16 protein-coding genes and 1 riboswitch are annotated in these 16276 nt (G+C 44.6%); of the genes, 4 read left to right on the top strand and 12 right to left on the bottom strand.

What is annotated here, in order from left to right; translation table 11 throughout:
• Positions 1–78: 78 nt before the first annotated feature.
• From PTQ21_RS20555 to PTQ21_RS20545, 3 genes are read right to left on the bottom strand one after another with little or no spacing between them, the layout of a single operon-like run.
• On the bottom strand, positions 79–564 hold the full coding sequence (locus tag PTQ21_RS20555) for a nitroreductase family protein (protein WP_063565029.1): 486 nt from the start codon (positions 562–564) through the stop codon (positions 79–81).
• 16 nt (positions 565–580) lie between these two features.
• On the bottom strand, positions 581–1165 hold the full coding sequence (locus PTQ21_RS20550; protein ID WP_244552076.1) for a nitroreductase family protein: 585 nt from the start codon (positions 1163–1165) through the stop codon (positions 581–583).
• Positions 1166–1176: 11 nt separating this feature from the next.
• Positions 1177–1659 carry a MarR family transcriptional regulator gene (locus PTQ21_RS20545; RefSeq protein WP_063565031.1) on the bottom strand — a complete coding sequence of 161 codons (483 nt, stop codon included), beginning with the start codon at positions 1657–1659 and terminating at the stop codon, positions 1177–1179.
• A gap of 267 nt (positions 1660–1926) precedes the next feature.
• On the opposite strand from PTQ21_RS20545, the gene PTQ21_RS20540 reads away from it, so the two are divergent.
• The 4 genes from PTQ21_RS20540 to PTQ21_RS20525 all read left to right on the top strand — a co-directional run bounded on the left by PTQ21_RS20540 (position 1927) and on the right by PTQ21_RS20525 (position 5566).
• Positions 1927–2739 (top strand): stalk domain-containing protein, encoded by an 813-nt coding sequence (locus tag PTQ21_RS20540; protein WP_079696070.1) that lies wholly within the window; start codon positions 1927–1929, stop codon positions 2737–2739.
• An 81-nt stretch (positions 2740–2820) separates the two neighbouring features.
• Positions 2821–2902, top strand: a riboswitch (ZMP/ZTP riboswitch).
• A gap of 51 nt (positions 2903–2953) precedes the next feature.
• The gene (locus PTQ21_RS20535) at positions 2954–3805 is read left to right on the top strand and encodes a bifunctional 5,10-methylenetetrahydrofolate dehydrogenase/5,10-methenyltetrahydrofolate cyclohydrolase (protein ID WP_063565033.1); all 852 of its coding nucleotides are present in this window, start codon (positions 2954–2956) and stop codon (positions 3803–3805) included.
• 212 nt (positions 3806–4017) lie between these two features.
• Positions 4018–4737 (top strand): DUF817 domain-containing protein, encoded by a 720-nt coding sequence (locus PTQ21_RS20530; protein WP_063565222.1) that lies wholly within the window; start codon positions 4018–4020, stop codon positions 4735–4737.
• Positions 4738–4753: 16 nt separating this feature from the next.
• On the top strand, positions 4754–5566 hold the full coding sequence (locus PTQ21_RS20525; RefSeq protein ID WP_274566941.1) for an undecaprenyl-diphosphate phosphatase: 813 nt from the start codon (positions 4754–4756) through the stop codon (positions 5564–5566).
• Positions 5567–5683: 117 nt separating this feature from the next.
• Here PTQ21_RS20525 and PTQ21_RS20520 read toward each other — a convergent pair whose 3' ends face one another.
• The 9 genes from PTQ21_RS20520 to PTQ21_RS20480 form a co-directional block, all read right to left on the bottom strand.
• Positions 5684–6397, bottom strand: a complete 714-nt coding sequence (locus PTQ21_RS20520; RefSeq protein WP_274566940.1) for a hypothetical protein — start codon at positions 6395–6397, stop codon at positions 5684–5686.
• A 25-nt stretch (positions 6398–6422) separates the two neighbouring features.
• A complete protein-coding gene (locus PTQ21_RS20515; RefSeq protein WP_420800337.1) occupies positions 6423–7064 on the bottom strand; it encodes a hypothetical protein in 642 nt (213 codons plus the stop codon).
• Positions 7065–7234: 170 nt separating this feature from the next.
• Positions 7235–7909: a bacillithiol biosynthesis deacetylase BshB2 gene (bshB2, locus tag PTQ21_RS20510; protein WP_274566938.1), complete on the bottom strand. Its 675-nt coding sequence runs from the start codon at positions 7907–7909 to the stop codon at positions 7235–7237.
• Between the two features lie 23 nt (positions 7910–7932).
• Positions 7933–8277 carry a YojF family protein gene (locus PTQ21_RS20505; protein ID WP_024631702.1) on the bottom strand — a complete coding sequence of 115 codons (345 nt, stop codon included), beginning with the start codon at positions 8275–8277 and terminating at the stop codon, positions 7933–7935.
• Positions 8278–8378: 101 nt separating this feature from the next.
• Positions 8379–9299, bottom strand: a complete 921-nt coding sequence (locus PTQ21_RS20500; protein ID WP_240321384.1) for a deoxyribonuclease IV — start codon at positions 9297–9299, stop codon at positions 8379–8381.
• A gap of 217 nt (positions 9300–9516) precedes the next feature.
• Positions 9517–11988: a family 43 glycosylhydrolase gene (locus PTQ21_RS20495; protein WP_274566934.1), complete on the bottom strand. Its 2472-nt coding sequence runs from the start codon at positions 11986–11988 to the stop codon at positions 9517–9519.
• A 336-nt stretch (positions 11989–12324) separates the two neighbouring features.
• Positions 12325–13653, bottom strand: a complete 1329-nt coding sequence (locus PTQ21_RS20490; RefSeq protein WP_274566933.1) for a family 43 glycosylhydrolase — start codon at positions 13651–13653, stop codon at positions 12325–12327.
• Positions 13654–13705: 52 nt separating this feature from the next.
• Complete coding sequence (locus PTQ21_RS20485) at positions 13706–15385, bottom strand: carbohydrate-binding protein (protein WP_274566932.1); 1680 nt, start codon at positions 15383–15385, stop codon at positions 13706–13708.
• A gap of 45 nt (positions 15386–15430) precedes the next feature.
• Entirely contained in the window at positions 15431–16273 is an 843-nt protein-coding gene (locus PTQ21_RS20480) for an NAD-dependent epimerase/dehydratase family protein (protein WP_063565039.1), read from the bottom strand.
• Positions 16274–16276 lie beyond the last annotated feature (3 nt).

The following is a 16276-nucleotide window of genomic DNA, read 5'->3' as shown; positions in this document are numbered from 1 at the left end:
CACAAAAAAGAACGACAATCCCGATCAAGGTTTTGTCGTTCCTCATTCATTTAAATTTTCTTTCCTATATCTTCTCCGCTACAGCAGTTCGAACTGAAGCTGAGGTTCTGTTATCTCAGTTTTCCCTTCCAGCTGTACAGCGCCATATCCCAATTCCAGAACCGCAGCAATTCGCTCGTTGCCTAACACGCCAAACTTTTCAGCACGACTCCGGTCGTACATCCAGTCATGCAACGTACTGCGCACACCCAGGCCCTGTTCATGGGCAAGCAAACGAAAATTTTGGATCAGACAGCAGACAGCTGCAAAGTCCTCTTCCCGCTTATGATGATCCGCCTCTTCCTTCACCAGAACCAGAAGATACGCTGGAGCGTGCTCCTGCATTCCCTGCATGAGTTTCCCATTACGATTATCGGCAAAAATAAATCGCCACGGCTCACGAAGTCCATCATTTGGCGCCCACACGGCGTGATTGAGCAATTCAAGGATTAGCTCCTGTGATACCGGTCGATCCAAAAAATATTTCGGACTGTGTATGCCCCCTTGCAGATCGGACAATTCCATATTTACATCCTCCCTTCTACGTAGTCTGACCCTGAAATACAGTCCACTTTTGCTCAGCTGGTGTTCTTTTCCGGCTTCTTGGCGCTTTGTCGTAATATCCCATATGAAGAATGCCAACAAATCTTTCATCCTCACGCAGTCCAATTCCTTTGAAAAAGCCTTCATTCTGAATCATGGACTCTGTATCCCACAGCATTCCTAACCCTTTTTCCCATCCCAGCAGTTGGAAGCTCTGCATCATCCCGCAGGCAGCCGCATAATTGCGGTCATTGGTCAGACGATCCGGTCCTACAGTCGACATAACAATGACATGAGCAGGAATATCGGTAAACCTCTTTTTAAACACATCCAGCAGTTTTCCCGGAATCAACTTGCCGAGCTTGCTCTGCGACATCTGTTCCAGCATGCAGTCCACCAACCGTTTGCGTGCTTCGGGAGTTCCGGCATAAACAACACGCCATGAGCCAGATTCAACAGATGGTTGAAGCCGTGTAGCCTTGTGCAGCAATTCAACAACCAACTCCTGTTCCACCGGTGTAGAATTACATTTACGAATACTTCTGCGTTCCCTGATCAATTCTGCCAGACTCAAGTGTTTCACTCTCCTTCAGTTTATCTGGATTCCATATCCATGCTGCTGTCTTGAAGAAATTGAAGTATTATTTTCAGCTCCGGTTCCGAATATTTGTCCAAAGAACGATAGAACCGTTCAGCCTCAAGTACATGTAAACGTTCATGCAGTTCAAAGATCTTTTTGCCTTGCGGTGACAACCGGAAGTAGCTCTCCTTTTTGTTGTCATTCATTTTCGTACGTTTGACGAATCCTTCCTCCAGCAGTTTGTTGCCGATCTTGGTAATACTCGCTTTGGACAAATTCATCGCCTCAGCAATACCTGTGTTGTTTATAGGCTCATGCTTGCCAATGCAATCTATCATATGAACCGCGGTCAAATGCTGAGGGATTTTGTCCATGCTTTCCCGCTGGGCGATACTTAGAAAATGTTCAATTTCCGTATCCTTGTGATTCTCATATACATGTAAAAACCGGATAAATTGGTCATACAGTAACTGTTTTGTTCGATCGTTTGAATCCATTCTTCAATCGCTCCTTATTTACTTATAAACAATAAAAAAACCTTGAATGATTATGCTAATTCAGGAAATTAATCTGAAATAGTTTACTTGTTAACAATATATCACGAGTGAGAACAGTTATCAACTATTTCCTCTGGTAAAAGAAAAAAATTAGAATTAAGCCCTAGGCTACCTTACTGCTTGGAGAATGGCATCTTACATACAGAAACATTTTCTATTTTGATAACGTCTACATATTCAAATAATTAATCCTTAGTGGAGGAGCCTATGTTTAAAAAAATCACTATTTCCTTGCTGACAACGACTCTGCTCATCCTGCCGAGCTTTGCGGCTACCGGGGAAGCTGCAAACCAGTACATCACAATGGATACTGGCATGCTACAAAATAATCGTGTTCTAATTCCGTTACGGGCAGTGTCCGAAAACTTGGGAGCGGAAGTTAACTGGAACAAAGAACTAAAAAATATCACCATGACCAAAGGTGAAACGACAATACTTTTGACCATTAACTCTAAAAAGATATTGGTTAACCAAGAGGCAGTTTCTCTGGATGTTCCTGCGGAATTAAACGATAACACCACCTATGTCCCGGCGCGGTTTATCAGTCAAACTTTAGGCGCTGACGTGCAATGGAATCAACAAACCAGCCAAGCAACTATTACTCTTGATGGTAAGCAACTACAGGTAACGATGGCAAAACCCAAAGTGCAAGTGCCCAATACAAAGAGAATAACGGCCAAACAACAGCAAATCTTCGTTGACAAATTAAATGAAGCGACAAATCTGTCGTCGATTAAGCAAATTCGGACGTACTTTAGCACCTATTTTACAGATCGTTTTATCAATCAAATTATTCAGGATAAAGGGCTGGAATATGACTTTAAATTCAAAATCATTAGCCAATCCAGCCTGACTTACCCTGACAGTAATACAGCTAGATTAAGTCAATACTCGGGTTCTAGTTCCGTTTACGGTAACAAGGAAACACTCTACCGAAGTGCCACACTCGTCTATACAAATAAGGGCTGGAAAGTAGATCGTGTTGAATTTTCATTAATAGACGAGATACTTAATCCTTAAGATCATCTCTCTCTATAAGAGAAATCCATTAACTATTGAACAATTTTGCTTTTTCAAGTACTATCAATCTAAACAATTTAAACGATCATATGTAACTGGCGAACACGGTGAACCGTGAGGGAGCATATGGTTTTGTAATAAGCCGTACGCCTGGGCAGAGGTAAGGAATATTTATTTCCTTGCCTCTTTTTTATGTTGAAAGGGCGATGTGAAAATGAGTACTGACAAACTGATCTTGAATGGACAAACGGTAGCAGATTTTATGAAGGAAGACATGGCCTCGAAGGTTGCCATTCTTAAGGAAAAAGGCATTCAGCCTTGTCTCGCTACAATTCTCGTCGGAGATGATCCTTCTTCAGCGACTTATGTGCGTATGAAAGGAAATGCTTGTGCTCGCTTAGGCGTGCAATCCATTAAGGTCGTTCTTTCTGCGGATACCACCACGGATGAATTAATTCAAGAAATAAACAAGCTAAATGATGACCCTTCCGTACACGGTATTTTGCTTCAGCACCCTGTCCCGAATCATATCGATGAAAGAGCAGCTTTTGATGCCATTAGTATCGAGAAAGACGTTGACGGTGTTACGACTCTCGGTTTTGCACTTAATGCTTTTGGAGACGCAGAATTCCCTTCCTGTACACCACAGGCTATTATGCGCATTTTGGATTTCTACAATATTCAGATCGAGGGCAAACATGCAGTTGTCATCGGAAGAAGTCCAATTCTGGGCAAACCTGTCTCAGCCATGCTGCTCAACCGGAATGCAACGGTGACGACTTGCCACTCCAAAACCGTGAATCTGGAAGAAATCGTGAAGCTTGGCGATATCATAATTGCAGCCGTGGGCAAACCGCTCTTTGTTAAAGGAGACTGGATTAAACCAGGTGCTGTCGTTATTGATGCAGGTTATAACAAAGGCAACGTCGGAGATGTGGACTACGAAGCTTGCTTTGTTCCTTCTTCAGCAATTACACCTGTACCGGGCGGTGTTGGTCCTGTAACGATTGCGACGCTCATTGAACATACGATTAAATCTGCCTACAAGCTGTCTGAAAATGCATAATTGAATTAGCCAAAAAACAAGGTCCCTCCAGTTGACGAGGGGCCTGTTTTGTCTTTGAATAAGCTCGAATTGAAAATAAGAAAATATATAGATCTTTTTTTCTCTTTTTACAAACGGACCATATCTATATTATTATGAACAAGGCTTAGGAAGGAGATAAACATAACTTGAAACCTTTAGTACAGCTCCTGCATTTTGGTTATCATCAGGCGATGAGTTGCATTTTTCCTGTGGCGATCTTTGGAACGTTGGCCCTTTCTAGCGTAATTCAGATACCCTTTCTTTATCGCTATGATGCCATTCTGCTTGTTTTATTAGCAGTACAATACCTTATGTACCGGAGCGGATTGGAAACACGTGATGAAATCAAAGTCATATGTATATTTCACGTGATTGGATTGGTACTGGAGATGTATAAGGTGTGGATGGGATCCTGGTCATACCCTGAGCCTGGTTATACCAAGCTCTTTGGCGTTCCCCTTTATAGCGGATTTATGTATGCAAGTGTAGCAAGCTTTATGTGCCAAATATGGCGCAGATTGCGTATGGACATGACAGGCTGGCCTGGGTTTGCATCTTCGGTTCTGTTAGGAGGAGCCATCTATATCAACTTTTTCACACATCATTTTATTCCCGATTTTCGTTGGTGGTTGACCGCGCTGGTATTTATTGTTTTTCGTAAAACATGGATTATCTATCGGGTACGATTAACTACCTATCGAATGCCGTTAACGCTCGCTTTTGTCATCGTAGGTTTTTTCATCTGGACTGCTGAAAATATAGCTACATTTTTTAACGGCTGGAAATACCCTGACCAGCATGACTCCTGGCAACTGGTCAGTTTTAGCAAGATCAGTTCGTGGTTCCTTTTGGTGATTATTAGTGTCATCATTGTGGCCCAACTGAAATATGTCAAAGCTAATCGAAAATAATGAGTAGGAGGATACAATGGAAGACTTTATTTTGTGGTTGAAATATGTGTTATTAGGTATCGTACAAGGGGCTACAGAGCCTATTCCGGTTTCTTCAAGCGGACATTTGATTATCGTTCAACGACTGCTTGGCATGCAGCAGAACGGATTATCCTTTGAAATTTTGACAAACACAGCCTCACTGATTGCCATTATGTTTATTTTTCGGGAAGATATCAAAAAACTTATTGTAGGAGGCTGGCGATTTCTATTCTCTCGCAATGCGGAGTACAGAGCAGATTTTATGTTTTGTCTATACATAATCATTGGTACCCTGCCTGCTGCAATCGGGGCTGTGCTATTCAAGGATAAAATTGAAGAAATATTCACTTCTGTCTATACGGTTGCGATTAGTTTACTGATCACAGGGGTTGCGCTGTGGCTTATTCGAAACCTTCGCGGGCGCAAAAGAGATGGGGATTTGTCTGCGAAAGACGCAGTACTGGTGGGTCTGGCTCAAGCGGTGGCTCTTATTCCGGGAATAAGCCGCTCTGGTGCAACAGTGATTGCATCTATTGCTGTCGGGATGAAACAAGAAACGGCGTTGAAATTTTCTTTTATGCTCTACATTCCGATCAGCATTGGCGGGGTAATATTAGGGGCTTCTGACATTGTAACCGATCCGCACCGAGCGCAGTTAGCTATACCTTACATTTTAGCGTTCATTACGACCCTTATCGTAACCTACTTTTCAATGAGATGGTTCATGGGAATTATGGCAAGAGGGAACTTGATTTACTTTTCATACTATTGCTTCGTAGTCGGAATTCTTTTACTTATTTTTTTGTAAACCCGAATTTTCCTTGTAACGTATAAGGGAACAACCCTAAACAGTGGGTTGTTCCCTTTTTATTGTCTTCCAGACTTGACGATCTCGCCCTACTCGCAGGTTCCGTACGAACACTCTTTAACGTTCTCCAAGAACCATGGCGCCCATGCCATTCGGATCATCAATTTGTTTATGGGTTACGAGTTCTCCTTTATCGTTGAATCCCTTCATTTCATACGGAATTGTTACAGACGAGGGCAGTGATACAAACCAGATTATGCTTTCCGGCCCCACCTCAACCAACTTGGCTTCGGCAACTACTGGTTTCTCATTTCCCTCAAACTCGACTGTTACACGCTGAATAGCCGGGTCTAATATATGTCCAAACAGCATAGGGAAAGGTGTCGATATGTGACTCAATTCAGGTATGCTCATGTAATCCAGTGCAGACGTGAATTGAGATGATTCACCAATGGAATATCCGCCACCCCATGCCCACTTCCATCCGAATATTATTTTCCGAGCATACTCCATCTGAAGATTGCTGTTATTTTCCTGACCCGTTTTTTGTTTGAACAAAATTATGCCGCCGTCTACCGGTTCTTGATGAATGATTTGTAATGAATCATCATTATTTCTAAACTTTCGGATCGCTTCTTCAGCAGTTTTTCCTATAGGAATATGCATGGTTTCACTCATTCCCATTGCTTTGGACATGCGCCGATCGGCTAGTCCGCCAGGTCTGTCATTAACATAAACAAATGCGATGCACGTTATGAGCAAAAGTAAAATGACTATCGCAGTAATTCGAATGATTCGTTTTCTTCGCATTTTTGGCATTACGATGTCCATTCACTCCTTAAGATGACGATGACGACTATTCGCCCTGAACCGTAGATAAGGAAACAAGGACCGGACTAGCGAAATCGGAAGCTTCTTCCCCTTTGGGATTGTGAAGACGGAATAAAAAAGCGTCACCTTTTTCTGATTTCCAGACCATATAATCGTTTATCCCTTTTTCACCTGAAGCTTGAAGATATAGCTCGGCGAAACCAAGCGGGTGCTCAATCAACTCGCCACTATAATCAGTCACCGCACCGAATTTTTCCAAGTTCTCTTGACCAGTTGTCTTAAGCTTTTCCAGATCATAATCTGAGGGCAGTGGTTCAATATCCACATAGTAGTCCGGATTGCTTGTCAGCGACAAGCGGCCTTTGGCAGCATCAAAAGAAAACTTCTCGAACACGTACAATGTAAAACCTTCCCCTTGATGCAAGGTGGCCGTTTGTGATGAATTCCCCTCCCCTGTCATCAAATCAAAACTTTCTGTTTGCGGTCTTGTCGTTGCAGATGTTTCCTCATTTTCTGTGGTTGGAGCTGTAACCGACTCATTTGTTGGTGCTGATGGTTCAGAGGTTGCAGGCAGCTCTGTTTCTCCAGAGCAAGCTGTAAGTGCAACAAACATAACGAGTATCGGGATTTTAATAAAAACAGAACGAAGTTCTTTCAATTGTATCACTCCTTACAAGTTTAATGGTCAATATGTTATTACCCATGGAAGCGCATGGAAACCATACGATTGCCCCTACTCACTCCATTCTCCATCTGAACAATATGTTATGTTTAAAACGAAAAAAAGTCGCCATAATGGCGACTTTTTACGTAATTTAGATTGTACAGATTGTAAAATTAATTGAACTTATAGGTCCAAAATGCTTCTCGTCCAAACCGATTTCGGATTTGTTCATCGTCCAATTTCCCCTTGCCGACAAGTTCCGGCGCTTGGAATTGTGAACGGTGAGCTCGAATCGACGCCATTTTCTTGGCAAGGAATCCGCTCACGTCTTCAATCACATCCGCTTTCCCGATACTCTCTTCGTGATTGTTCGAGAATGCGCAGCAGTACACAATAGGTCTCTCCTCTGCGGGCAATAGACCAATCGTTCGCGTAACCGCGGCTCCGGTTGCATCATGATCGGGATGCACACTATACCCCGGATAGAAAGTAATGACCAGTGAAGGGTTAAGCTCCTTGATCAGGGCTAAGATGTGGCCATCTAGCAGCTCAGGGTCTTCAAACTCGATCATTTTATCATGAAAACCGAGCATCCTTAAGTCTTGAATACCAATCGCATTGGAGGACTCTATGAGTTCATCCTTACGGATTATTGGCAAGGTGACCCGGTTGGCAAATGGAGGGATGCCCATATTACGTCCCATCTCCCCTAGAGTCAGGCAAGCATAAGTGACTTGAGCACCGCCTTCTATGTACTTCGCCAACGTTCCCGAAGCAGTGAATGCTTCATCATCGGGATGGGGAAACACAACTAAAATGCGCTGATGTTCAATCTGTTTGTTATTCATGCTTATTTGATCCTCCGCTTTCATCAGAACAATTCCCGACTAAGTTGTAAAGCTACAACCAGCTTTCCTTGACTATCGTGACCAGCCAGAATGAGTCGTTCTTGTTCCAGCTCGTCAATGTGTGTAAGTCCTTCAGCGTATATCCAGCCGTGAGTGGTTTTTAAACCAACTCGGTATGGGCCTGTGCCCGAGATAGATCCTTGCGTATATCGTATGACCGCATTGGAAATGAATGCCGACCCCGGATGCCTTGTGCTATCGAAGTGACTGGCGTAAGCACCTGACGTGAGTTCGAGGTGTAAATATAGGTCCTGATCGAGAAGTTGATTGATCCGGTGTTGGATGTCTTGAGGCTCTATTGGCTGCATGGCGGCCTCCTTTTTAATAAAAAGTAACGTTCTACATCCATTTTAACATATGTCCCGTGAGAATAAACATGGAATGAGTGAGCGAATGTTTGGAATACTCTCTATTTACTGTTTTCTAAAGAATCCTCTTCCTTCTGCACGGGTTCGGAGCACTCTCTTCTTAACAAGGCAATTTCATGTCGATAAGGTGCACTTTTATATTTTATTTTGCCAATCGACGGCGTCTCAAGCAGTTTCGGAATTGACACGAGCTGGGGATGATGTACGATATAATCCAAAGTCTGAAGTCCGATATGTCCGTGCCCAATGTTTTCATGGCGATCTTTCCTCGATCCCCGCACATTCTTGGAGTCATTGATATGCAGTACTTTTAATCGATCAAGGCCAAGCACCTTATCAAACTGCTCAAGTACCCCATCAAAATTATCAACAATATCGTATCCGGCATCATGAACATGACAAGTGTCCAGACATATGGAAATCCGTTCATTCCGCTGCACGCCATCGACAATCTGTGCCAGTTCTTCAAAGCTTGTTCCGCACTCTGTTCCTTTTCCCGCCATCGTCTCCAACGAAATCTGTACCTCCGGGTGATTATCGTCTTGTAATACTTCATTTAATCCCCGGATTATTTGTCGAATACCGATGTCCAATCCAGCATTTACGTGGGCCCCGGGGTGAAGAACAAGCTGATTTGATCCAAGTGATGCCGTTCGTTCGATCTCGTCTCGCAGGAATTGTACGCTAAAATCAAACACCTCTCGTTTGCAACTATTCGCCAGATTAATCAGGAATGGAGCATGCACGACAATATTGGAAATGCCATGCTGCTTCATGTGCAAATGACCTGCTTCTATATTATATTGCGAAATAGATTTTCGTTTCGAATTCTGCGGTGCGCCAGTGTACATCAGAAAAGTAGATGCACCGTAAGAAGCGGCTTCTTTACTAGCCTGGAGAAGCATCTCTTTTCCTCCAAAGGATACATGCGATCCAATCAGCAGATCACTACTTTTCATCATTACCAACCACCCTCTCCTGTTGAAACCATCATTCAATTATCAATGAAATGGGTTGGATTGGCTAATGGGAAATGACGGTGGTGAAGGAGATCAGAGGAAGGCATCATTTGGTCGCAATAGCTTACATGTTTAAGGCAAAAAAGCCGCCAATTGGCGGCTTGATATGCATTTCAGTTCTCGTTACAACCATTTTCATTCTCAACGCTTGGCTTCCGGTTCAGGGAGTAACAGATACGTTATCGAAGTGTGTATGCTTGTTTGCCGTTCTAACACCGATTTTGCCATGCGTGAACGGATTCAAGCTGTTGTCCGTATAATCGATCTTCGGAGTGACCATATCATCCACATAAACTTTGATGTTTGTACCATTAACGGCAACTTTCATATGATACCAGGTATTGGTGGAATATGATTGCGCGTTGCTCTTGAGGAGCGCCCAATTATAATTCATCTTGCCCAGACTAACTCCGCTTGTGGTCAGATAGGCGTAATATCCTTGTAAAGCATCATAATTGTTCTGACCTCGTTCTGTGCCGTGGGATGGATTGGACACTCTGACAAGTAACCCCCCATCTCCCCCTGAGTCAATCATCTTAATATCCGCCTCGACCGTATAATCTGCCCATCCTGAATCTCCAAATGTAGATTTGGCAGGTCCGGTGCTCGCTGCACTGTATTCACCATTCTCTACAGCCCAGGTTCCTTCAAACCGTGTCCATCCATTATCGTCGCCGTCGTTAAAATTATCACTTACACTTGTCACATCAACATTCTTCTGAAACGTCATTCTTGAGAAATCAGCCTCGCCTGTTACGAATTCAACCTTTAATTCCCGTTGTCCAGCATTTAAATAAACCTTTTTCTTGGAGATATTTTTCCAATTATCCCATCCGCCCGTATTAGGTACATTGACTATACCCGTTAAGTCGGTCGAACCATCCCACACTCGGATCTGAGCCCCGTCCAACGAGGTAGCCATGCGAAAATCAATATCGTAATATCCACTTGACTCCACGTTTACTTTGTATTTATACCATTCTCCCGTCTGATTCCAGCCCAAGTTGTACAGTCCTTCGTTATTCAGGCGAATATCCCCGGCATCGGTACGATAAGCCCCGCCCAGGTTCCCAGCCGTTGTATCGTGATAAGCGACACCCTCGCCTCCTTTCATATAATGAACGGCCTCAATTGTGCCTGGAATCGGCTTGGAGGCATTCCATGCACTGCTTCCGTTCACATCATTGCTAAAAGCAGTATAGCCGAAGTCCGCATGTGTATCCTCTGTCAGAACACCAATTTTGCCTGCTCCTACATTGGCGGTACGCGTTGCTTTGAACATACCATCTACGTAGTATTTAAACGTTGATCCCGATTTTTCTATCCGTATGTTATGCCATTTCGAATAATTGAAGTCGGCAGGCAGATCGAATGTTTGCCAAGCCTGATCCACTCCGTTAATTCGGAAAAATGTCTCAAGTCTTTTGTTTTTCGAACTGATCAGCGCAACACCGTAATTGTTCTCATTCGTATAGGAGAATGTAGCGCCGTATCTCGGATTGGTGGACGTTCCCCGATTCATTTCCTTCATGTTAAATTCAGCCGTATAATCCGATGCGCTGCTCGAAGCCGTCACTTGTTTATACCAAGTTGAGCTGCCCATTGAATTTTGCCACATGAGTTCCTGATTGTAGATGCCCCAATTACCACCGTTCACGTTGGACCAATTACTTCCGATTGCAGAACGATCGAAGTAGTCATAGAAAACAGGCATTTCTGGATTGGGTTGATCCGTTGAAGTCGGACCTTGCACGATCATCTTATCGTTGTTCCATACAATTCGGTCCATGTTCAGATGTCGTAGCGGTCCAATGATTCCGTTACCTTCCAAGTTGTGATACATCATATAGTGAGTGTCCAGATTAGGTCCTGTTACTACAGTGTTGTGTCCCAATCCCACGGTTGGGCCCTCTGTACGAATTAATACCGGGTTTGTGCTATCGGTAACATATCCGGACCTCGGACCTGTGGTGCTAACAGCCACATCGACCCGATATCCTTTGCTAAATACATGGTTACCTGTATAGGTCATATAGTATTTTCCATTCCGTTTGAAGACGGTTGAACCCTCAGTCCAGCCTCCCATCCCCACTCCTGTTGACGCACTCACTCCGATCTCAGTCGGACTGCTCATCGGTGCTGCGTCTATGCGGCCCTGTGCGGCATGATAGAAGCTGAACGAGCCATCATCGTCAATGAACACATTACCGTCAATCGACTTTCCAAGGTTGCCCGTTACTACATTGAAGGGTCCGGTAGGACTTGGACTGCTCAGCACGTAATGACCTTTACCGGCAGGTGATGTATACATATAGAACATGCCATTCCAGTAAACGACTTCAGGAGCATAAGCTCCGTGCGTAATGGGATCTGTTGCAGCTAAGCCACGGTACGACCAATTCACCAGGTCTTTGGAGCTCCAGACTTTGACACCGTCGTCCGTATCTCTTGTGCTTACATAAAGGTAATAGTATCCATTAAATTTCAATACATAGGGGTCCCCGAGTCCATATTGTCCCCATTCATCCGGTAACGTTTGCGGATTTTGATAGGCTGTGGCAGGGAGTGGCACTGACGAAACCATTAATAAAATGACCAACAGCGTGAACATGAATCGACGACTCTTCCTCACATGATTTCCTCCTAGTCTGTTTTTTGTTACCGCTTACAAATACATCAAGGTTCTCTACTTGCACTTCTGTCTTACATCCGAAGAACTTGTTTTCTTCTGCACAACGGCTAACCCTCATAACCGTATGTACAGACATAATCCAGTCTCTTCATCGGGTGTTGAAATCTAGCATAAAGTAAGCAGTTACAAATAGAAATAACATTTCGTTGTCATTTATTTAGCATTTTGTTGGAAAAAAGTGCTTATCTTTTATTAGAACTCACTCGTTCATACAAACAAGAAAAAACCTCAGGAAAACTCTCCTGAGGTTTAAACGTCTATTCCGTTTCTTACGTATTAATCCAACAACGGGGTAACGGTGAGACTTAAAAGATTGATCTCACCATGTCCACCTGAAATTTGGATTGTGTTAACATTACCCGGCTCCAAAGGAACGGTGATATTGGTGATTCCGCCGAACTCCTGGAAACCGCCAGTGGATAGCGCATTCAGTAAAGAATAGTCCTGGTCATTAATCGTCAGATGCAATTTGGCTAGTTGTTCATCAGTCGCATAATGAAGCTCAATCGATGTTCTTCCGCCTTCGCCTCCATCTATATTCTTAAACAAGGCGTACGCTTCTGAGGATTGAAGATTCCCGACCACGGTTTGACCGGATTGCAATGTCCTGATTTCAGCTCCTCCAAAAACCTGACAAGCTGCACCTGCATAAACTTTCTGTTGCCGTGCAGGAATCGGGACTGGACTAACGGACGATACACCTTCCCTTGTCTGAACCACAGGTCTGATGGAACCATCTTCATCGAACTCCAGATAGTCGATACATACGCTTCGCAGCGTACCTTCTCCAGAGATCGCTTGATTGTGATAAAAAAGATACCATTGCCCTTTGAATTCTACTACAGAGCCATGGGTCGTGGAACAGCCTGTCGGCTCCAGAAAAATGCCTCGGTACGTCCATGGGCCAAGCGGATTCTCGCTTGTTGCGTATCTCATACGGTTGTTGTCTTCCAGATTGTCCGCATAGGTAAGATAATAAAGATTGTTTCTTTTGAACACCCAGGCCGCTTCATGAAAATCCTCAAGTCCTTGCATTTCTGTCATACCGTTCTCCAGTGACATCATATCTTCATTGAGCTTGCCTCCCAGACAGACACTGCCGCCACCATAGTAGATATAGGCGCTATTGTCATCGTCTACAATTACACACGGGTCAATCAGTGCAAACCCGCCAAGCCCCTCGATATACCCTTGATCCGTAAAGCCATGTGCTGGATAGCTACTGGTGGCAACCCCGATCTTCCAGGAATCATTCCAGTTCGAATCACTTGGATGCGGATAATAGAAGTAATAGGTCCCATTCTTGTATGCACAGTCAGGCGCCCACATGAAGCCGCCCTCCGGTCTGCCCCAGGAAACATCGTCTGAACGGAGTATTTCCCCTTCGTCCAACCAGTGAACCATATCCTCCGAGGAGAAAACATGATATCTGTCCATGAGATCGCAACCTCTGGCTGGGTCCATATCATGAGATGCGTAAATGTAAATTTTACCGTCGTTCCATACATGGGCCGAAGGATCTGCTGTATATATAGATGTGATTGCTGGATTCATGGATGTCGTCTTTTGGCGTGTGGTTTCGAAGCCAATATCATTAGTAGTCATTTTTAATCCTCCTGAACGTATACGAACTTGTTATAATCATGCCATTTGGGCTCTATTGATGACTTGTTGGATGGTTTGCCGTCACTGGAATCTGGTTTTTGAACATGCGATTGATATCCCCTGCAAGTCGGAGATAAAAGTCTGAAGATACGGCAACACCGTCGGCATCCAGCGTTAGAAAATATTGATTGGTTGGAATCATGGAGCTGTTCTCTGCCATCTTGGCAATAGCCGTACCTTCATCGTACTCGTCAAACATCGCGATATATCCGGTATTGATACCGATGCTCTTCAGATTGTAGGCCTGCCTCCACATGAAGTCTCCATGCAGACGCGGATTCTCGTTTCTTGGGCCACCAGTCATGTTCGACCAAGCCGAACCCGGCCAGATCACTGGCTGATAGTCAATTCCGTTTTGCTGTGTGAAAGCCAGATCAGGTTGAAGCTGATTGGTTTTGAAGCTGTCCGCTTGCTGAATATTGCCGAAGCGGGCAACGGACCAAGGCGAGATCATATCCAACGATTTGTAGACGTTCATAAAATCAGATCGAGAGTCGTTATTTCCCGTTCTCCAATACGTAGGCACGCCACCGATGACATAGATCCCCTGGTTTTTGAACCAACCGATCAAATCGGCCGCCTCTGCTGCAGTACCCGGCCGATCCGTGAAGCCAATACCCCAGATGCAGACAACCATTTTGCCATTCTGCTTCGCATAGGCCGAAGATGATGGCAGGTGCATGTTGTTCACAACATTGGTCGTCCAGTCATGCTTAACTGCCTGTACCCAATTGCTCGCATTCATGCCCGTAATGTCATACATGACATAGAACTTGCGATTATAAGATTCCGCGGCATTTTTAACCTTGACGGCTACGCTGTCCCGGTTGCTTTTCCAGTTGTTAGGTGTGTCACTCTCATCTGCGCCGAAACGTTGCAATGCTGCACCGTCGATATTGTAGGTTTGCATCCACTCAAAATGTTTGTTGACCGTCTCCTGATCGTAAGAGGAGAACAATTTGGCAGGAGAACCATTACCGAGGTTCGCCAAACTTGTCTGATACAGCTTGGAATATTCGCGGAGGTCTGGATACAACTCGAAATTCACGTTGCCATTTGCTGATGGCGCACTGCTATTTTTGGACCAGTGCACCCAGCCCCCGTTCGGTGAACCGTCTCCGGCTGCGTTGAACCAGCCTTGATACCCGGCATACAGCTTGCCTACGACATCGCCTCCGCTGCCTGCGGCGGAAGCACTAAACTTGAACCAGAGTAGATTGAATAAATTGCCGGTTCCGCCCGTGAATTTAAGATAGACTGTGTGTACACCAGTGGCACCATTGATTGACCCGGACTTCGTTTGCCAGGATTGCCACCCGCCCGTAGCTGGAACAGCAACAGTTCCCGCGAGTGTCCCGTTTAGGCTATCCAGACGGACCTCAATCGTACCGCCACTGTTATTACTGGCTACTCTCACGTCGATTGAATTGGCACCGCTGCCAAAATCCACATTGTTGAATACAATGTAATCGCCGTTGTCGATAAATGCGACATTTTGCCCTCCCTCGCTGGAACTTTCCAGTTGGACTCCGGATTGACTGTTATAACTGGAAGCCTGCGTTTGATTAAACGCGGAAGCTGCCGATACGATGGAAGGTGAAATAGACAAACACAACGTAAGAATCAATAATGCCGCACTTGCAAAAGCCAAAACCTTCTTGTTTTTTTGCATGAAATTTAGCATATTATCCCCCTATTCATTTTAGTTGCGCATAAGCTACTCCTGTTCTTCATCCGCCCACGAATGCTTCGGGCCCCAGGACAGAAGCTCTTTCACCATTCCATTACTAACAATGGCTTCTCGACTAGAGAAAGGTGTCCGTAGATCTTTTACATCGGGATAAAAGGTGGCGAGCAATTCTGTCGTTTGCCGATCACTTAACGTATCATTAGCGGTAACATTAACGTGAACAGCCCCATCATAATCGGCGTGCAGAGCAGCCAAACAAGCATCCACGGCATCCCTAATATCAATGTAGCTCCACAATATGTGCTTGAACGTTTCCGCCTTCGCAATAGCCAAATGTCTGTACTCTCCTGGTCCGACAATCATTGAAAAACGGAGGGAAATTACCTGCATCCCGCTTCTACGATGAAACATCTCTGCAGTGACCTCATTAACGATCTTAGACAGGCCGTAACATTCCTGTGGCTGTTGCGGATGCTGTTCATCCACCGGGAAATAATCGGGAGCGAAGGGTTTGTTGGCCCAGGCAAACCCGTAGGATGATTCACTGGAGCCCATGACCACCTTTTTTATACCGAGCAAAGAGGCTGCTTCCAGCACATGGTATCCGGAAAGTGTATTATTAGCGAAAATATAGCTGTGAGGGTAGTGAAGCGGCGCAGGAATCGCTGCTAGATGGATGATCGCATTTACTCCGGCAAGCGCTCCCACGACTTGACCATAATCGTTCAGGTCGACAATGATCTGTTTGCAACGCACCCGGTCTGACAGGTGTTTATCCAGCGATACGACATCATGACCTTGTAATTGCAGCTTCTCAATGACTTGTGAACCCAGCTTTCCGCCTCCACCTGTAACTGCAATCGTCTTCATTCC

Origin of the sequence: Paenibacillus marchantiae (genome assembly GCF_028771845.1) — a bacterium.
In the GTDB taxonomy this organism is placed as follows: Bacteria; Bacillota; Bacilli; order Paenibacillales; family Paenibacillaceae; genus Paenibacillus; species Paenibacillus marchantiae.
This window is presented reverse-complemented; position numbering and strand designations above follow the sequence as displayed.